Genomic DNA, 17,419 nt, shown 5'->3' on the forward strand with positions numbered 1-17,419 from the left:
ATGCGCCACCTGTTCGCTTCGCTCGCCCTCATGCTCGCCACCACAACCGCCGCCCACGCTGAAAAGCTGACCCTGGAAGCCATCACCGGCCCGCTGCCGTTGTCCGGCCCGACCCTGATGAAGCCGAAGGTGGCGCCGGACGGTTCGCAGGTCAGTTTCCTGCGCGGCAAGGACAGCGACCGCAACCAGCTGGACCTGTGGACCTACGACATCGGCAGCGGTCAGACCCGCCTGCTGGTCGATTCCAAGGTAGTGCTGCCCGGCACCGAGACCCTCAGCGATGAGGAAAAGGCACGCCGCGAACGCCAGCGCATCGCCGCGATGACCGGCATCGTCGATTACCAGTGGTCGCCGGACGCGCAGCGCCTGCTGTTCCCGTTGGGCGGCGAGCTGTACCTGTACGACCTCAAGCAGCAGGGCCAGGCCGCAGTACGCCAGCTGACCCACGGTGAAGGCTTCGCCACCGACGCCAAGCTGTCGCCCAAGGGCGGCTTCGTCAGCTTCATCCGCGGCCGCAACCTGTGGGTGATCGACCTGGCCAGTGGCCAGCAGCTGCAGCTGACCCGCGACGGCAGCACCACCATCGGCAACGGCGTGGCCGAGTTCGTCGCCGACGAGGAAATGGATCGCCACACCGGTTACTGGTGGGCGCCGGACGATTCGGCGATTGCCTTTGCCCGCATCGACGAATCCCCGGTACCGGTGCAGAAGCGCTACGAGGTCTATGCAGACCGCACCGACGTGATCGAACAGCGTTACCCGGCCGCCGGCGATGCCAACGTGCGCGTGCAGCTGGGCGTGATCGCACCGGCCGCCGATGCGCAGCCGCGTTGGGTCGACCTCGGCAAGGAACAGGACATCTATCTGGCCCGCGTCGATTGGCGCGATGCGCAGCACCTGAGCTTCCAGCGCCAGTCGCGCGACCAGAGGCAGCTGGACCTGGTGGAAGTGGCGCTCGATTCCAACCGCCAGCGCGTGCTCGCCCACGAGACCAGCCCGACCTGGGTGCCGCTGCACAACAGCCTGCGCTTCCTTGAAGACGGCAGCGTGCTGTGGTCATCCGAGCGCACCGGCTTCCAGCACCTGTACCGCATCGACAGCAAGGGCAAGACCACCGCGTTGACCCATGGCAACTGGCCGGTGGACGAGCTGCTGGCGGTCGATGAAAAGGCCGGCAAGGCCTACTTCCGCGCTGGCATCGAGACCTCGCGCGAAAGCCAGATCTACGCGGTATCGCTGCAGGGCGGTGAGCCGCAGCGCCTGTCGAAGGCACCGGGCATGCACAGCGCCAGCTTCGCCCGCAATGCAAGCGTCTATGTGGACAGCTGGTCCAACAGCACCACGCCGCCGCAGATCGAACTGTTCCGCGCCAATGGCGAGAAGATCGCCACCCTGCTCGAGAACGACCTGGCCGATCCCAAGCATCCGTATGCGCGCTACCGCGATGCGCAGCGCCCGGTCGAGTTCGGCACGTTGATGGCTGCCGATGGCAAGACTCCGCTGAACTACAGCCTGATCAAGCCGGCCGGCTTCGATCCGTCCAAGCGCTACCCGGTGGCCGTGTACGTCTACGGCGGTCCGGCCAGCCAGACCGTTACCAACAGCTGGCCCGGCCGTGGTGACCACCTGTTCAACCAGTACCTGGCCCAGCAGGGCTACGTGGTGTTCTCGCTGGACAACCGTGGCACCCCGCGACGTGGCCGCGACTTCGGTGGCGCGTTGTACGGCAAGCAGGGCACGGTGGAAGTGACCGACCAGCTGCGCGGCGTGACCTGGCTGAAGCAGCAACCGTGGGTGGACCCGGCGCGCATCGGTGTGCAGGGCTGGTCCAACGGTGGCTACATGACCCTGATGCTGCTGGCCAAGGCCTCGAACCAGTACGCCTGTGGCGTGGCCGGTGCGCCGGTCACCGACTGGGGCCTGTACGACAGCCACTACACCGAACGCTACATGGATCTGCCGGCGCGCAATGAAGCGGGTTACCGCGAAGCGCGCGTGCTGACCCATATCGACGGCCTGCGCTCGCCGCTGCTGCTGATCCACGGCATGGCCGACGACAACGTGCTGTTCACCAATTCAACCAGCCTGATGAGCGCGTTGCAGAAGCGTGCGCAGCCGTTCGAGTTGATGACCTACCCGGGTGCCAAGCATGGCCTGTCCGGCGCCGATGCCCTGCATCGCTACCGCGTGGCCGAAGCCTTCCTGGGACGTTGCCTGAAACCCTGATCCGCAGCCGGGAAGGAGCCCGCCGATGACCCTGCCACCCCCGATTCCCGCCCACCGACAGACGCCAGCCGGTTGGTGGTGCCGTCATTGGCGCTGGGCGATGCCGTTGACGGTGGTGCTGGTGCTGGGCGGTGCAGGTGGCGTGGTGACCTGGAGCGTGTTGCGCTGGAGCGAGGCGGCACGCGAGAGCCCGCCGATGCGCGAAGCGCTGCGTCGCGCGGGCTGCAGCATCGAACTGGTGGAAGCCTTCGGCGAGCCGCTGCATATTGAATCGATGCCACTGGGCAGCATGCAGACCGCGATCAACGGCCAGCGCGATGTCGGCCTGACCGTGGCCCTGGAGGGTCCGCACGCGCACGGTCGGCTGTTCGTGAAGGGCACCCGCAGTGACGACGTTTGGGATTACCCGGTGATGTACGTGCTGGGCGAGAACAAGCAGACCTTCGACCTGACGGCGCTGGATGATGATGAAGCCGCGCAGGAGTGCGAGCTGCAGGCCTGCCGCGAACGCGGCGAATGCCCGCTGACCGCCGCGTTGTGACCTCCGCGGGCAGGCGACTGCGGGACGTCGGCTGGGTAGAGTCGACTGTCAGTTGACTGCTCTTCGATCAGATAGCGAAACCTCCGCGCTGCGCGCGATAGTCGACTGACAGTCGACTCTACGCCGGCAGGCTTCCGCGGAGCCCCGGCTGCACAACCAGCCCGCCATGACTTCCCGCCGATTGTCGCCATCGCCGTGAGCGCGTAGGGTGCGGGCAACCCTTTGCTGGAGTGTCCCATGAAGCCGATTGCGCTCGCCGTTGCCCTGGCCCTGACTGCCGCCCCGCTGCTGTCCGCCCCGCCGGCCCTGGCCGCGCCGGCTGCGAAGGCTGCCACACCGGCCAGCCCGGCCTGGGTCGCCCGCAGCAATGCGCTGGCGCAGATCCTGCTGGATGCGCAGGGGCCGTTCCAGCCGGAAGAGACCGGCTTCTTCGGCGTGCCCGGCTACGACGACAAGGTGGCTGACCTCGGTCCGGACAACGGCAAGCGCTACCGCGCTGCGATGGCCAAGGCCCGCGACGAACTGAAGGCGAAGCTGGCCACCGAGAAGGATCCCAATGTCCGCCAGGACCTTGAGATCATGATTCACGCCGCCAGCCAGAACATCGAAGGCAGCGAGCTCAACGAGAAGTACCTGCTGCCGTGGAGCGATGCGCCGCAGACCGTGTTCAGCGGCCTCAACCTGCTGCTGTCCGACCAGGTGCCGGCCGAGCGCCGGGCCAAGGCGCTCGACCGCCTCAAGGCCTATGCGGGCCTGCAGCAGGGCGGCACCGCCTTCACCACGCTGGCCCGCCAGCGCTACGAAGAACGCCTGAAGGACAGCAGCCTGCTGCAGCCGACGAAGATCGAAGTGCAGCAGTCGCTGGACAACGTCGAGACCTACATCACCGGCATCGAGTCGCTGCTGAAGAAGTACCAGATCGCCGGCGCCGATGAGGCGATGAAGGCACTGGCCGGGCAGATGAAGGACTACGCCAGCTGGACGCGCACCACCGTGCTGCCGAAGGCGCGCGCCGACGCACGCCTGCCGGCGCCGCTGTACGCCTACCAGCTCAAGCAGGTCGGCATCGACATCGACCCGAAGCTGCTGATGCAGCGCGCGCAGCTGGAGTTCATGGAAACCCGCTCGGCGATGCAGCAGCTGGCACCGCTGGTGGTGAAGGACAAGGGCCTGAAGGTGGCCGACCCGAGCGACCCGGTGGCGGTGATCCGCGCACTGAAGGCCGACAAGATTGCCGACGATCATCTGGAAGGCCACTACCGCAAGGTGATCGATGCGATCGACCCGCTGATCCGCGAGCACGCCATCGTCGACGTGCCCAAGCGCGCCATGCAGATGCGCCTAGGTTCGGCTGCCGAGAGTGCAGCCAGCCCGGCCCCGCATTTCCTGCCGGCGCCGCTGGTCAACAACACCGGGCAGCAGGGCACCTTCGTGCTGCCGCTGGGCAACCCGGCGGCGGGCCCGGGCGCACAGTACGACGATTTCAACTTCGGTGCGGCGGCGTGGACGCTGAGCGCGCATGAAGGCCGCCCCGGCCACGAGCTGCAGTTCACCGCCATGGTCGAGCGTGGCATCTCGCTGGCACGCACCATGTTCGCGTTCAATTCGGTGAACGTGGAAGGCTGGGCGCTGTATGCCGAGGCCGAGATGGTGCCGTACGAGCCGCTGGACGGGCAGATGATCGCCCTGCAGTTCCGCCTGCTGCGGGCCGCGCGCGCGATGCTGGACCCGATGCTCAACCTCGGCCTCACCGACCGCGCCAATGGCGAGCGCGTGCTGATGGAGCAGGTCGGCCTGTCCAAGGCGATGGCCACCCAGGAACTGGACCGCTACATGGTGCGCATGCCCGGCCAGGCGGGCAGCTACTTCTATGGCTACACCCGCATCCTCGAACTGCGCATGCAGACCGAGCTGGCGCTGGGTGCGAAGTTCGACCGCCTGGCCTTCAACAACTTCCTGCTCGACCAGGGCCTGCTGCCGCCGGACCAGCTGGCCGACGCGGTGAACAAGGTGTTCGTGCCGAAGTACAGGCGCTGAGCATCACCGGGTAATGCCGGCCGCTGGCCGGCAACCGGTGTTGGTAGATGCCGACCTTGGTCGGCGCTGTGGGTTCGTGCCAACCAAGGTTGGCACCCACCAGAGCGATGTGTTGGCTGTTGCAGGGATGTGCCGGCCAGCGGCCGGCACTACCCGCTTTGACGCTGCTGCGTCACCGCTGCGGGGTGATCACCTGTGTCGGCAACCGCGCCGGCGGTGCCGGATTCGGCACCCAGATCGCGACGCCGGCGGCGCGCTTCTGCGTGGTCGGAATACCGATGCCGACGCCGCCACCGACGTGCGACCCGAACGAACCGGCGCCGACCGACATGCCCACCGGCGAGCCACTGCTGCCCACGCCCATCAACACCACGCCATTGGCGCCGAGCGCGGCGGCCTCACGCTTCAGGCGTGCCACGGCGGCATCGGTCTGGCCCTGGGTGCCGAAGCCGACGGCGGACGCCGATTCCAGCTGGGCGATTTCCTGGGAACCGGCCGGCGGAGTCGAATAGATCTGCACCAGCGCCGGATCGATCGGTGCGCGGGCGTGGCCCAGCATCACCTTGGAGGTGCTGGCACAGCCAGCGGCGACCAGCAGGATGGCCGCCAACGCGGCCCAACGGATGTTCATGGCACGACCCCTGTAGGACTGGTTGCGATCATCGGCGGGCCACTCTGAATCGGCGCCAACACCCGGGCCAGGGCTCGCACGGCAGCACGCTAGCACGGTGCGGGTGACAGCCCCGCCAATGGCAGTAGGCGGCGGCAGCGGGAACGTCTATGGTTGGGGCAGGAACCAACTGCGGGAGAGCGGCATGGGTGTGATCAGTCTGTTGTGGGGCGTACTGGCGCTGTTGTGGATGATCCTGGCGCTGATTCCACTGCTCGGCTGGGGCAACTGGTTCCTGATCCCGTTCGCTGCGGTGGGCGCGGTCATCGCCGCGCTGGGCATCCTGTTCACCCACCCGAGCAAGCGTGGCCGGGCCTGGGCCGGTCTGGTCCTGAACGGCATCGTGGTGGTGGTGGGCATCCTCCGCCTCGGCCTGGGTGGTGGCGTCATCTGAGCCCACGCCCGGGTGCGACAGGGCGTCGCAGGCGCACGGTCCATGGCCGGGCAGGGGCGTACAATGAATGGCTGCGCGAGCCCCCCGCGTGCCTGTGAATCCGCGCCCGGCGCGGCTGCCCCATGATCATCCGACCCCGTCCCCACGGCTGGCAACTGCTGTACATCCTGCGCGGTTCGATCGTCAAAGCGATCGCACCCAAGGTGCTGGCCATCCTGATCCTGTCCATCGCCGTGGCTGCGGTGGTGGAACTGGCGCCGCCGACCGGCATTGAACGCGTGTCGGTCACGCCGTTCACCCTGCTCGGCCTGGTGCTGTCGATCTTCCTCAGCTTCCGCAACAGCGCCTGCTACGAGCGCTGGTGGGAAGGCCGCAAGCTGTGGGGCCAGCTGGTCTACGAATCGCGTTCGCTGGCCCGCCAGGTGAACCTGCTGCTGGCCGATGACACCGGCCGCCGTCGCCGCATCGCCTACCTCACCACCGCGTTCGCCCACGCGCTGGCCGGGCGCCTGCGCGGGCGCATCGTGGCGCTGATGGCCCTGCCGTGGCTGGACAAGCGCCAGCGCGAACAGCTGGGCCAGCGCGAGAACGTGCCCGACGCGCTGCTCTCGATGATCGCCGCCGAGCTGGCCCAGGCGCTGCGCGCCGGTGAGCTCGACCCGATCCTCTACACCCAGCTGGAAGAGCGCCTGCACGCGATGTCGTCGATCCAGGCCGGCTGCGAGCGCATCCTCACCACCCCGCTGCCGTTCGCCTACACCCTGCTGCTGCATCGCTGCGCGTGGATGTTCTGCGTGCTGCTGCCGTTCGGCCTGGCCAGTTCGCTGGGCTGGGGCACACCGGTGCTGTCGGCGGTACTGGCCTATGCCTTCTTCGGCCTGGACCAGCTGGGCGAAGAAATGGAAGACCCGTTCGGCCTGGAGCCGAACGACCTGCCGCTGGACGCGCTGGTGCGCACGATCGAGATCGACCAGCTCGACGCGCTCGGCGAACGCCCATTGCCCGAACCCCTGCTGCCGCAGGGTTACCTGTTGCAATAGCCTCTCCTCGGAGCCTGCCATGTCCCACCCGCTTTACCGCCCGCGCCGCATGCGCCATGACGAGTTCTCACGCCGCCTGATGCGCGAGAACACGCTGACCACCGACGACCTGATCTACCCGGTGTTCGTGCACGAACTGGCCGGCCGCACCGCAGTACCGTCGATGCCGGGCGTGGAGCGGCTGTCGATCGAAGAACTGCTGAAGGTGGCCGAAGAGGCGCTGGAGCTGGGCATTCCGGTGATCGACCTGTTCCCGGTGATCGACCCGTCGCTGAAGTCGCTGGATGCATCGGCGGCGTGGGCCGAGGACGGCCTGGCGCAGCGTGCGATCCGCGCGCTGAAGTCGCGCTTCCCGGAGCTGGGGGTGATGACCGACGTGGCGCTGGACCCGTACACCACCCACGGCCAGGACGGCATCATCGATGACAAGGGCTATGTGCTGAACGACATCACCGTCGAGGCGCTGGTCAAGCAGTCGGTATCGCACGCCGAGGCCGGAGTCGACATCGTTTCGCCGTCGGACATGATGGACGGCCGCATCGGCGCGATCCGTCGTGCGCTGGATGCCGACAATCACATCAACGTGCGCATCATGGCTTACTCGGCCAAGTACGCCTCGGCGTTCTACGGCCCGTTCCGTGATGCGGTGGGCAGCGCGGCCAGCCTCGGCAAGGCCGACAAGAAGACCTACCAGATGGACCCGGCCAACGGCGACGAGGCCCTGCGCGAGATCGCGCTGGACCTGGAAGAGGGCGCCGACATGGTGATGGTCAAGCCGGGCATGCCGTACCTGGACCTGGTGCGCCGGGTGAAGGAGACGTTCGGCGTGCCGACCTTTGCCTATCAGGTCAGTGGCGAGTACGCGATGATGAAGGCCGCTTTCGCCAACGGCTGGCTGGACGAGCGCGCCTGCGTACTGGAGTCGCTGCTGGGCTTCAAGCGGGCCGGTGCCGATGGCGTGCTGACCTATTTCGCGCCGCAGGTGGCGCGATGGCTGCGCGAGCGCTGACAATAGCGCCACGATAGACGGAGGACTGCGCGATGGGACCCGAACTGGGGTGGATGCAATGGCTGATCTGGGGCACCGGTACGCTGGTGTTCGGCGCCATCATCGTCGGTGTCTTCATCGCCGCATGGCGCGCGGGCAAGCGCCCGCCGGAGCAGCTCTCCGCCGCCCGCCACGTGGCCCGTGAGCAGGCCCTGCCGGACAGCGTGCAGGCCGAACTGGCCGCGCTGAACCAGCGCAAGGACAACGGCCAGTTGAGCGAAGTGGAGTACGAGCAGTTGCGCGCCAAGGTGTTGTCGCGCTGACCGGGCGTTTCATCCACGCATGGCGTGGATCTACTGGTAGTCGCCAACCTTGGTTGGCGCTTTCACGTATGCCAACCAAGGTTGGCATCTACCAAACGGCTATCCACGCATGGCGTGGATCTACCGGATACACCCGGGCACCGCCGCCACCTTCGGCACCGCCAACCGGTACACATCCACGCCACCGGCACGTGGCGCTTTCGCTGCACTGCTGGCCACCATCATCTCGCCCGGCTTGGCGTTGTCGATCACCGGCGCGCCGGTCCAGCCGCCGGCCTGGTTGAACGACAACCCCAGCGGCTGCAGCGCCGCGCCGCTCCATGCACAGCCGCTGCTCCACACCTGCGCGCTCGTGCCGCTGCCGCGGCTGAACACCACCGCGCCGTCCTGGCCCAGCCAGTCGCCGTCGGTCTCGTCGTCGGCGCTGTTCAACGCGCTCAGTGCGCTGGCCGGGCCGCGCAGGCCCTGCGCATCCAGCGTCGCCACGAACAGGTCCCAGCCAGCGCCTCGGCCCTGCTGGCGCGCAAACAACAGCCGCTGACCATCCGCGCTCAGGGCCGGCCCGCGCTCTTCCCGGCGCCCGCCATCGCCAGCCAGGATCTGCGCGCCGCCCAGCCGGCCATCGGCGGCCAGCGCGGCGCGGTACAGCGCCAGCTTGCCCTCGCGGCCGGCCGCGAACAGCAGCCAGCGGCCGTCACGGCTGAAGTAGGGATCACGGGCCTCCCCGGCCACGCCTACCGGCAGTGCCTGCGCCTGCTGCCATCGGCCGTCGACCACGCGCGCCTCCCACAGGCCCAAGCCATCTTCGCCGCGGCGGGCGAAAACGATTCGCTGGCCATCGGCGCTGATCGTGGCGCGGCCCTCGTCGGCACGGGTCGAGACCACGCCCATGCCTTCGATGCCGTACTCGTTCAACGCCATCGCCACGGGGGCAGAGAGTAGACTGGCGGCAAGCACCAGCAGGGGCGGGGTGATGCGCATCATCCGGGTCCGTGCACGAAAGAGCATCAGTCTAGCCAGCTTGAGGATTCCATGACCGACCGTTACGCCGTCTTCGGACACCCCGTTGCCCACTCGAAGTCGCCGCAGATCCACGCGACGTTCGGTCGCCAGGAAGGCATCAGCATCGACTACCGTGCGATCGACCTGGTCCCGGATGCGTTCCTGGCCGGCCTGGAAGCCTTCGCCGCCGACGGCGGTGTCGGCGCCAACATCACCTCGCCGCACAAGGAAGCCGCGTTCTCGGTGTGCACCACCCTGACCGCACGTGCGCGCCGTGCCGGCTCGGTCAACACGCTGCTGCGCAAGGGCGACCGCTGGCATGGCGATACCACCGATGGCATCGGCCTGGTGCGTGACCTGACCGACCGCCATGGCCTGGACCTGCGCGGCCGCCGCATGCTGCTGATCGGTGCCGGCGGCTCCGCGCGCAGCGTCGCCCCGGCCTTCCTTGATGCCGGCATCACCGAACTGGTGGTGGTCAACCGCACGCCGGAACGCGCCGATGAACTGATCGACGCGATGGGCGAACCGGGCCGCGCGATCAGCCGCTACTGGGAAGACCTGCGTGACCTGGGCGACTTCGAGCTGATCGTCAATGCCACCTCGGCCGGCCGCGACCGCGACGTCGAGTTCAAGCTGCCGCTGTCGCTGGTCAATTCAATGACCACCGCCGTCGACCTGAACTACGGCGAGGCCGCCATCGCTTTCCTGGCCTGGGCGCGTGCGGCGAACTGCCGCAATACCGTGGATGGCCTGGGCATGCTGGTCGAACAGGCGGCCGAGAGCTTCCTGCAGTGGCATGGCGTGCGCCCTCAGACCGACGAGATCTACCAGTCGCTGCGCCAGGGCGCGGCGGTGCTGGCCGGCGAGGACTGATCGATGGACAGCACAACGTTGATGGTGACCGTGCTGAGCATGGTCGGCGTGCGCCTGCCGGTGCTGATCGCGCTGTGCATCGGCCTGGTCTGGGTGGTCGGCGCACCGCGCGATGCCACCCGCACCGGCGCCCTGGTCGGCCTGGTGCTGTTGCTGCTGTCCAGCCTGGGCGGCCTGGCGGCGGGTGTCCTGCCGATGTGGCTGGTCAGCAGTGGCAACTTCAGCGCCATCTCAGGCATGGGCACCATCCTCGGCGTGCTGCATTTCGCCCTGGCGATGGTCGAGGCCATCGGCGTGGTGCTGCTGGTCTGGGCACTGGTGCGCCTGCTGCGTAGCCGTACGATCCCGGCCACCTGAGCGGCAGCGCCGGGCCATGCCCGGCGTATCTGCCCCTGGGATGGTCCGGCCACTGGACCGGGACCGCCAGCGGGCGTCGTCGCTGGCCCGTTCAGGGTGCCAGCAGCAGTGAACGTGGCCGGCCATGCGACAATGACCGGCCTGATCCAGCCACGGTAATTCCCGGCGTGACCGAAACCGTCGCCGCTCCGCGCACGCTTGATGACGCCTTGAAGGACGCGATCCGCAAGGCGTACACGACGCTGCAGGCCAATACACCCGGCTTCTCCACCCGCCGCTCGCAGAGCCAGATGATCGGTGTGGTGTCGCGCGCGCTGTCGAAAAGCGGTGGCGTCGGCGTGGTCGAGGCGCCCACCGGTGTCGGCAAGAGCCTGGGCTACCTCACCGCAGGTGTACCGATCGCGCTGGCCACCAAGAAGAAGCTGGTGATCAGCACCGGCACCGTGGCCCTGCAGTCGCAGCTGGTCGAGCGCGATATCCCGAATTTTCTCAAAGCCACCGGCCTGGAAGCGACCGTGGCGCTGGCCAAGGGCCGTACCCGCTACCTGTGCACGCGCAATGCCGCCGAGGCGCAGGGCGAGGGATCGCAGGGCGGCATGTTCGAGGATGACGCGCCACTGTTCGACCGGCCGCTGGCGCCGATCGAGATGGACATCGCCAAGCGCCTGACTGACGCCTTCACCGGCGGCAGCTGGGACGGCGACATCGACAACGCACCGGAGACCATCAGCCCCGGCCTGCGCAGCCGCATCACCACGCCGGCTTCGGGCTGCGCGGGGCGTCGTTGTGCCTATTCGGCGCAGTGCGCGGTGCTGCGCTCACGCAACACGGTGCGCGACGCACAGATCGTGGTCACCAACCACGCGCTGCTGCTGTCGGCGCTGTCGATCGGCGACAGCGACAACGGCCAACCGTTGATCGCGCCGCCGTCGGACATGCTGCTGGTGCTGGACGAAGGCCATCACATCGGCAACGTGGCGATCGACCAGGGCGCGGCCAGCCTGGCGCTGGACGAGATGGCCAAGCGCACCGGCCGCCTGCAGATCCTGATCGCCGGTGCCTACCGCGCGGTCGACAAGGATCGCCTCGGCAACCTGTTGCCGAACGAAGCGATCGAAGTCGCCAGCAACGTGGCCAAGCAGCTGCGCGCGTTCCGCGATCACATCGAGCGGGTGTGGATGCCGGCACCGGCGGACGAAGAGCCGATGTGGCGCGCGGCCAACGGGCGCCTGCCCGAGGCCTGGCGCGAGCCGATCGAGGCCCTCGCCGACGATACCCGCAGCCTCTACAACTGGGCGCACGCCGCCACCGCGCAGGTGGCCAAGGGCAAGCCGGACGATGCCGCGCGCGAGCGCCTGCAGCGCAACCTGGGCATGGCGCTGGAAATGATCGAGCAGCAGTACAACCTGTGGCAGGCCTGGCGCCGTGAGGACAAGGACGGCGCGCCGCCGATGGCGCGCTGGGTCACCGCTACCCGCGATGGCGACCTGGTGCTGCACGGCTCGCCGGTATCGGCCGCGCACGTGCTGCGCAAGCTGCTGTGGGATGAAGTGGACTCGGTGGTGATGACCTCGGCGACGCTGACCGGCGGTGGCGACTTCCAGTCGCTGGCGATCGACAACGGCATCCCCGAAGAGGCCGAGATGGTCTCGCTGTCGTCGCCGTTCGACCTGGCCAACCAGGCCGAGCTGATCGTGCCGAAGTTCCCGGTCACCCCGGACGACCGCGAAGGCCACCCGCGCGAAGTGGCGCGCTACCTCGATACCGAGCTGGACTGGGCCAAAGGCTCGATGGTGCTGTTCACCTCGCGCTGGAAGATGGAGAAGGTGGCCGGGCTGATGTCGGCCCCGCGCCGCAAGCAGGTGCTGGTGCAGGGCGAGATGTCCAAGACCCGGCTGATCGACGAGCATCTGCGCCGCGTGGCCTCAGGTGAGGGCTCGGTGCTGTTCGGGCTGAACTCGTTCGGCGAAGGCCTCGACCTGCCCGGCGAAGCCTGCACCACGGTGGTGATCACCCAGGTGCCGTTCGCAGTGCCGACCGACCCGCAGACCGCCACCCTCAGCGAGTGGTTCGAAGGGCGCGGGTTGAATGCCTTCAACCTGATCGCCATTCCGCATGCGCTGCGCACGCTGACCCAGTTCGCCGGCCGCCTGATCCGCACTTCCACCGACACCGGCCGCGTGATCATCCTCGATTCGCGGCTGCTGACCCGCCGCTACGGCAAGCGCATCATCGACGCGCTGCCCCCGTTCAAGCGCGTGATCGGCTGAGAAAAGGGGACGGAGGGGATTAAGTCGTTTGTGCCTCAAACGACTTAATCCCCTCCGTCCCCTTTTCCAGATGCCGGCCAGCGGCCGGCGCTACCGGATCGGCATCAATCGCCGAGCAGCGCGGTGTTGCGTACGGCGCCCTTGTCGGCGCTGGTGGCGAGCAGGGCGTAGGCCTTCAATGCGCTGGTGACCTTGCGCGGGCGCGGCGCACGCGGTTTCCAGCCGCGTGCATCAGCGTCGGCGCGGCGTTGGGCCAGCGTGGCCTCGTCCAGCAGCAGATCGATGCGGCGGGCGGGGATGTCGATGCGGATGCGGTCGCCATCTTCCACAAGGCCGATGACACCGCCACTGGCCGCTTCCGGTGAGACGTGGCCGATCGACAGGCCCGAGGTGCCGCCGGAGAAGCGGCCGTCGGTGAGCAGCGCGCACTGCTTGCCCAGTCCCTTCGACTTCAGGTAGCTGGTCGGATAGAGCATTTCCTGCATGCCGGGGCCGCCCTTCGGACCTTCGTAGCGGATCACCACCACCTCGCCCGGCTGCACCTCGTCGGCGAGGATGCCGGCGACGGCGGCGTCCTGGCTTTCGTAGACGCGCGCGGGGCCTTCGAACACGTGGATCGACTCGTCCACGCCGGCGGTCTTCACCACGCAGCCATCCACGGCCAGGTTGCCGCGCAGCACGGCCAGCCCGCCTTCCAGCGAATACGCATGCTGCAGCGAGCGGATGCAGCCCTCGGCGCGGTCCACGTCCAGCGTCGGCCAGCGCGTGGCCTGGCTGAAGGCCTCCTGGGTGGGGATGCCGGCCGGGCCAGCCTTGAAGAACGTATGCAGGGTGTCGTTGTCACTGCGCACCACGTCCCAGCGTTCCAGTGCGTCGGCCAGGCTGGCGCTGTGCACGGTCGGCACCGTGGTATCGAGCAGGCCGGCACGGTCCAGTTCACCCAGGATGCCGAACACACCACCGGCGCGGTGCACGTCCTCGATGTGGTACTTCGGCGTGTTCGGCGCCACCTTGCAGAGCTGCGGTACGCGCCGCGACAGCGCGTCGATGTGGGTCAGGTCGAAGTCGACCTCCGCTTCCTGTGCGGCGGCCAGCAGATGCAGGATGGTGTTGGTGGAGCCGCCCATGGCGATATCCAGGGTCATTGCATTGGCGAACGCGGCCTGGGTGGCGATGCCGCGCGGCAGTGCCGTCGGATCCTCGCCGCCATACCAGCGGTGGCAGAGTTCGACGATAAGGCGGCCGGCGCGGCGGAACAGCGCTTCGCGGTCGGCATGGGTGGCCAGCGTGGTGCCGTTACCGGGCAGCGACAGGCCCAGCGCTTCGGTCAGGCAGTTCATCGAGTTGGCGGTGAACATGCCCGAGCAGGAACCGCAGGTGGGGCAGGCGCTGCGCTCGAACGCCGCGACCTTCTCGTCGGAGGCGCTGTCATCGGCGGCCACCACCATCGCATCGACCAGATCCAGCTTGTGCTCGGACAGCCTGGTCTTGCCCGCTTCCATCGGCCCGCCGGAGACGAACACCACCGGGATGTTCAGGCGCAGCGCGGCCATCAGCATGCCAGGGGTGATCTTGTCGCAGTTGCTGATGCACACCAGTGCGTCGGCGCAATGCGCGTTGACCATGTACTCCACGGCGTCGGCAATGATCTCGCGGCTGGGCAGCGAATACAGCATGCCGTCGTGGCCCATCGCGATGCCGTCGTCCACGGCGATGGTGTTGAATTCCTTGGCGACGCCACCGACCTGCTCGATCTCGCGCGCGACCAGCTGGCCGAGGTCCTTCAGGTGCACGTGGCCAGGCACGAACTGGGTGAAGGAGTTGGCGATGGCGATGATCGGCTTGTGGAAGTCGCCATCCTTCATGCCGGTGGCACGCCACAGGGCGCGGGCGCCGGCCATGTTGCGGCCGGCGGTGGAGGTGCGGGAACGGTATTCGGGCATGGCTGGCGGAACGGGCGGGCCGTACGACGTGGGGGTCGCCTGATCATGGCCAATTTTTTCGGTTGCTGCTGCAACCACCGGATCACGCCCCCGCAACCGGACCCACCCCGCCTTCGACAGTTTCCTGCGATCTGTCGGGGCCGGCGCTCTGCTCCTGGTAGGTGTCGACCTTGGTCGACACGGTAGATCCACGCCATGCGTGGATGATGGGGAATGACGAAAATGAAAGTCCGTTCATCTTTCGGACTTTGCCGATTCCGGTTGCTGGTCAGGATTTGGCATCATTGGGGCATTGATCCGTCGACAGGGCATGAGGCCATGAAACGTTCCCGCACCACCGCGCTGCTGCTGATGAGCGCCGCGCCGCTGCTGTTCACCGCCTGCCAGAAGGAGCCGGAGGTGAAGGTGCAGGAAGGCCTGTACACCTCGGTTGAGGCCTGCACCGAGGCCACCGGCGATCCGTCGTCGTGCCGCAATGCCTTTGCCGAAGCGCAGAAGCAGGCCGCCGATGCCGCGCCGAAGTACGCCAGCAAGGAAGCCTGCGAGAAGGACTACAAGCCGGAACAGTGCGTGCAGCAGCACACCTCGGCCGGTACCTCGTTCATCGGCCCGATGATGATGGGCTTCTTCATGTCGCAGATGCTGAGCAACCGCGGTGGCCTGGCCCCGCAGGCGCCGGCGGCGTCGCCGGCCTACCAGGACAAGAGCGCCGGCTGGGCGCGCCCGGCTCCGGGCGGCAGCGGCGGCCTGAACACCGCCAGCGGCATCGGCGCCGGCAAGGCCGGCCTGGCCCCGGTCACCAGCGAGCCGAACCGTGCGGTCACTGCCAGCCGTGGTGGCTTCGGCAACACCAGCGCGCGCCGCAGCACCAGCGGCAGCTACGGCGGCTGATCGACCCATGCAGCGCATCCGGATTGCCGAGCGTGCCCAATGGCGGGCGCGCGCGGAAGAGGCGGGTTTCCGCTTCCACACCATCGACGGCCAGCCGTACTGGGATGAAAGCGCGTACTACGCGTTCACCCTGCGCCAGATCGAGCAGGACATCGAAGACCCCAGCACCGAGCTGCACCAGATGGCGCTGGACCTGGTCGGCGATGTCATCGCCAGCGAACGGCTGATGGACCAGCTGGCGATTCCGTCGCACTACCGCGACTGGATCGCCGACAGCTGGCGCCAGCGCCAGCCACACCTCTACGGCCGCCTGGACCTGGCCTATGACGGCACCGGCCCGGCCAAGCTGTACGAACTGAACTACGACACGCCGACCTCGCTGTTCGAGGCCAGTTTCTTCCAGTGGCAGTGGCTGGAAGACCAGCGCAACGCCGGTCGCCTGCCGCAGCATGCCGACCAGTTCAACGCCATCCACGAGGCGTTGGTCGAGCGTTTCGGCGAACTGGCCACGCAGCTGCCACCGCCGCTGTATTTCAGCGCGGTGGGCAGTTCCGAAGAAGACCGCGGCACGGTCGACTACCTGCGCGACTGCGCCTCGCAGGCCGGCCTGCATGGCCAGGCCATCGCCATCGAGGATATCGGCCTGTCCAAGGACGGACGCTTCACCGCGCTGGATGATTCGGTGATCGGCACCCTGTTCAAGCTGTATCCACTGGAAGACCTGATGGCCGAGGAATTCGGCCGCGCGCTGCCCGGCTCGGGCGTGCAGCTGCTGGAGCCGGCCTGGAAGGCGGTGCTGAGCAACAAGGGCATCCTGCCGCTGCTGTGGCAGCGCAACGTGGGCCATCCGAACCTGCTGGAAGCGCATTTCGATGACGGCAGCACGCTGGCGTCGGGCTGGGTGCGCAAGCCGCTGTTCTCGCGCGAAGGCGCGAACATCGAGATGCATCTGGCCGATGGCAGCACCCAGCGCAGTGACGGTCCCTACGACGGCCCGGCGATCATCCAGCGCGCGCATCCGCTCACCCGCTTCGAAGGCGGCTACCCGCTGATCGGCAGCTGGGTGATCGGTGACCACGCCTGCGGCATCGGCATCCGTGAGGACGACAGCGCGATCACCCGCGACAGTGCGCGCTTCGTGCCGCACGCGATCGTCGATGAGGCGCCGACGCGGATCTACGTCTGATGGCGGTGCGGCGCAATCGCGACCTGCGGCCTGCGCCACTGCCGGGTCGGCATCTGGATGACGGCCACGCCCTGTGGCGCTATTCGGACCGGATCGCGGTGCGCTGCCATCGCTGCGATACGCCCGGCTGGGTGGTGGGGACGTCGGAATCGCGACGTTTCCGCTGCCTGGGCTGCAGCGCATCTCTCGACAGTGGATGCAGCTGTGGTTGCTGTGTTGCGGGCGACTGGGTCGGACCAGTGCGCTACAGCGGCTATCGTCCCTGCGGATACTGTGGGCACAAATGGGTCCGCGTCGAGCTGCACCGCGCGCGTGCAACGTCGCCGTTGCGGACGCTGGCGGCGGACTGCAGTCAGTGCGGACGCAGCAGCGAGGTGGAGGTCACGCTGTCGCGGTGGCGTGGCAATGAGGCGATCGACCCGCACTTCGGCATGCCGCTGCGGTTGATCGAAAAGACCGCGGCGGGCGTGCTGTGGGCCTACAACGAGGCCCATCTGCAGGCACTGCACGATTACGCTGCCGCGCCTCTGCGCGAGCGCGCGGGCGTCACCAATGGCTCGATGTTTTCGCGCCTGCCGCAGTGGATGAAGCTGGCCCGCAACCGGGTGCTGCTGCAGCGTGCGGTGGAGCGGTTGCAGCGGCGGTTGTTGCAGGGGTAATGCCGGCCGCTGGCCG

Annotated in this window: 16 protein-coding genes; 13 read left to right on the forward strand and 3 right to left on the reverse strand. The window is 67.9% G+C overall.

Annotation, left to right across the window (positions count from 1 at the left end):
• The 3 genes from N5J73_RS01210 to N5J73_RS01220 all read left to right on the forward strand — a co-directional run bounded on the left by N5J73_RS01210 (position 1) and on the right by N5J73_RS01220 (position 4,804).
• The gene (locus N5J73_RS01210; RefSeq protein ID WP_049445089.1) at positions 1-2,226 is read left to right on the forward strand and encodes a S9 family peptidase; all 2,226 of its coding nucleotides are present in this window, start codon (positions 1-3) and stop codon (positions 2,224-2,226) included.
• A 25-nt stretch (positions 2,227-2,251) separates the two neighbouring features.
• Positions 2,252-2,767, forward strand: a complete 516-nt coding sequence (locus tag N5J73_RS01215) for a cytochrome c oxidase assembly factor Coa1 family protein (RefSeq protein WP_049445087.1) — start codon at positions 2,252-2,254, stop codon at positions 2,765-2,767.
• A gap of 237 nt (positions 2,768-3,004) precedes the next feature.
• Positions 3,005-4,804 carry a DUF885 domain-containing protein gene (locus N5J73_RS01220; RefSeq protein ID WP_049445085.1) on the forward strand — a complete coding sequence of 600 codons (1,800 nt, stop codon included), beginning with the start codon at positions 3,005-3,007 and terminating at the stop codon, positions 4,802-4,804.
• 172 nt (positions 4,805-4,976) lie between these two features.
• Here the strand turns inward: N5J73_RS01220 and N5J73_RS01225 are convergent, their stop codons facing one another.
• Positions 4,977-5,435 carry a hypothetical protein gene (locus N5J73_RS01225; RefSeq protein ID WP_049445084.1) on the reverse strand — a complete coding sequence of 153 codons (459 nt, stop codon included), beginning with the start codon at positions 5,433-5,435 and terminating at the stop codon, positions 4,977-4,979.
• 184 nt (positions 5,436-5,619) lie between these two features.
• On the opposite strand from N5J73_RS01225, the gene N5J73_RS01230 reads away from it, so the two are divergent.
• The 4 genes from N5J73_RS01230 (at position 5,620) to N5J73_RS01245 (ending at position 8,219) form a co-directional block, all read left to right on the forward strand.
• The gene (locus N5J73_RS01230) at positions 5,620-5,868 is read left to right on the forward strand and encodes a hypothetical protein (RefSeq protein ID WP_006475755.1); all 249 of its coding nucleotides are present in this window, start codon (positions 5,620-5,622) and stop codon (positions 5,866-5,868) included.
• Positions 5,869-5,990: 122 nt separating this feature from the next.
• A complete protein-coding gene (locus tag N5J73_RS01235) occupies positions 5,991-6,908 on the forward strand; it encodes a bestrophin family ion channel (protein WP_049445081.1) in 918 nt (305 codons plus the stop codon).
• 19 nt (positions 6,909-6,927) lie between these two features.
• Positions 6,928-7,917, forward strand: coding sequence for a porphobilinogen synthase (gene hemB, locus N5J73_RS01240; RefSeq protein ID WP_006400669.1), 990 nt, complete (start codon positions 6,928-6,930; stop codon positions 7,915-7,917).
• Between the two features lie 32 nt (positions 7,918-7,949).
• Positions 7,950-8,219, forward strand: coding sequence for an SHOCT domain-containing protein (locus tag N5J73_RS01245; RefSeq protein ID WP_049445080.1), 270 nt, complete (start codon positions 7,950-7,952; stop codon positions 8,217-8,219).
• 120 nt (positions 8,220-8,339) lie between these two features.
• On the opposite strand, the gene N5J73_RS01250 is transcribed toward N5J73_RS01245, so the two are convergent.
• Entirely contained in the window at positions 8,340-9,203 is an 864-nt protein-coding gene (locus N5J73_RS01250; RefSeq protein WP_049445077.1) for a PD40 domain-containing protein, read from the reverse strand.
• Between the two features lie 48 nt (positions 9,204-9,251).
• Here N5J73_RS01250 and aroE point away from each other — a divergent pair, with 48 nt between their 5' ends.
• The 3 genes from aroE (at position 9,252) to dinG (ending at position 12,724) form a co-directional block, all read left to right on the forward strand.
• On the forward strand, positions 9,252-10,097 hold the full coding sequence (gene aroE / locus N5J73_RS01255; protein WP_049445076.1) for a shikimate dehydrogenase: 846 nt from the start codon (positions 9,252-9,254) through the stop codon (positions 10,095-10,097).
• A gap of 3 nt (positions 10,098-10,100) precedes the next feature.
• Positions 10,101-10,454, forward strand: a complete 354-nt coding sequence (locus N5J73_RS01260) for a hypothetical protein (RefSeq protein WP_049445074.1) — start codon at positions 10,101-10,103, stop codon at positions 10,452-10,454.
• Positions 10,455-10,621: 167 nt separating this feature from the next.
• A complete protein-coding gene (dinG, locus tag N5J73_RS01265; RefSeq protein WP_049445072.1) occupies positions 10,622-12,724 on the forward strand; it encodes an ATP-dependent DNA helicase DinG in 2,103 nt (700 codons plus the stop codon).
• Positions 12,725-12,828: 104 nt separating this feature from the next.
• On the opposite strand, the gene ilvD is transcribed toward dinG, so the two are convergent.
• Complete coding sequence (gene ilvD, locus N5J73_RS01270) at positions 12,829-14,667, reverse strand: dihydroxy-acid dehydratase (RefSeq protein ID WP_049445070.1); 1,839 nt, start codon at positions 14,665-14,667, stop codon at positions 12,829-12,831.
• Between the two features lie 318 nt (positions 14,668-14,985).
• On the opposite strand from ilvD, the gene N5J73_RS01275 reads away from it, so the two are divergent.
• The 3 genes from N5J73_RS01275 to N5J73_RS24185 all read left to right on the forward strand — a co-directional run bounded on the left by N5J73_RS01275 (position 14,986) and on the right by N5J73_RS24185 (position 17,403).
• Positions 14,986-15,558, forward strand: coding sequence for a DUF1190 domain-containing protein (locus N5J73_RS01275; RefSeq protein ID WP_014038869.1), 573 nt, complete (start codon positions 14,986-14,988; stop codon positions 15,556-15,558).
• A 7-nt stretch (positions 15,559-15,565) separates the two neighbouring features.
• Entirely contained in the window at positions 15,566-16,744 is a 1,179-nt protein-coding gene (locus N5J73_RS01280) for a glutathionylspermidine synthase family protein (protein WP_049444233.1), read from the forward strand.
• 374 nt (positions 16,745-17,118) lie between these two features.
• Positions 17,119-17,403: a hypothetical protein gene (locus N5J73_RS24185; RefSeq protein WP_306789582.1), complete on the forward strand. Its 285-nt coding sequence runs from the start codon at positions 17,119-17,121 to the stop codon at positions 17,401-17,403.
• Positions 17,404-17,419: the final 16 nt, after the last annotated feature.

The sequence above is a fragment of the Stenotrophomonas sp. GD03654 genome, from assembly GCF_029845105.1.
Taxonomy (GTDB): domain Bacteria; phylum Pseudomonadota; class Gammaproteobacteria; order Xanthomonadales; family Xanthomonadaceae; genus Stenotrophomonas; species Stenotrophomonas africana.

Excerpts from the sequence above, each read along its gene's own strand:
- N5J73_RS01225 (WP_049445084.1), bottom strand. The coding sequence starts at position 5,435 with ATGAACATCCGTTGGGCCGCGTTGGCGGCCATCCTGCTGGTCGCCGCT.
- N5J73_RS01230 (WP_006475755.1), top strand. The coding sequence starts at position 5,620 with ATGGGTGTGATCAGTCTGTTGTGGGGCGTACTGGCGCTGTTGTGGATG.
- N5J73_RS01215 (WP_049445087.1), top strand. The coding sequence starts at position 2,252 with ATGACCCTGCCACCCCCGATTCCCGCCCACCGACAGACGCCAGCCGGT.
- N5J73_RS01275 (WP_014038869.1), top strand. The coding sequence starts at position 14,986 with ATGAAACGTTCCCGCACCACCGCGCTGCTGCTGATGAGCGCCGCGCCG.
- N5J73_RS01220 (WP_049445085.1), top strand. The coding sequence starts at position 3,005 with ATGAAGCCGATTGCGCTCGCCGTTGCCCTGGCCCTGACTGCCGCCCCG.
- N5J73_RS01250 (WP_049445077.1), bottom strand. The coding sequence starts at position 9,203 with ATGATGCGCATCACCCCGCCCCTGCTGGTGCTTGCCGCCAGTCTACTC.
- N5J73_RS01245 (WP_049445080.1), top strand. The coding sequence starts at position 7,950 with ATGGGACCCGAACTGGGGTGGATGCAATGGCTGATCTGGGGCACCGGT.
- aroE (WP_049445076.1), top strand. The coding sequence starts at position 9,252 with ATGACCGACCGTTACGCCGTCTTCGGACACCCCGTTGCCCACTCGAAG.
- N5J73_RS01260 (WP_049445074.1), top strand. The coding sequence starts at position 10,101 with ATGGACAGCACAACGTTGATGGTGACCGTGCTGAGCATGGTCGGCGTG.
- hemB (WP_006400669.1), top strand. The coding sequence starts at position 6,928 with ATGTCCCACCCGCTTTACCGCCCGCGCCGCATGCGCCATGACGAGTTC.
- ilvD (WP_049445070.1), bottom strand. The coding sequence starts at position 14,667 with ATGCCCGAATACCGTTCCCGCACCTCCACCGCCGGCCGCAACATGGCC.
- N5J73_RS01235 (WP_049445081.1), top strand. The coding sequence starts at position 5,991 with ATGATCATCCGACCCCGTCCCCACGGCTGGCAACTGCTGTACATCCTG.
- N5J73_RS01210 (WP_049445089.1), top strand. The coding sequence starts at position 1 with ATGCGCCACCTGTTCGCTTCGCTCGCCCTCATGCTCGCCACCACAACC.
- N5J73_RS01280 (WP_049444233.1), top strand. The coding sequence starts at position 15,566 with ATGCAGCGCATCCGGATTGCCGAGCGTGCCCAATGGCGGGCGCGCGCG.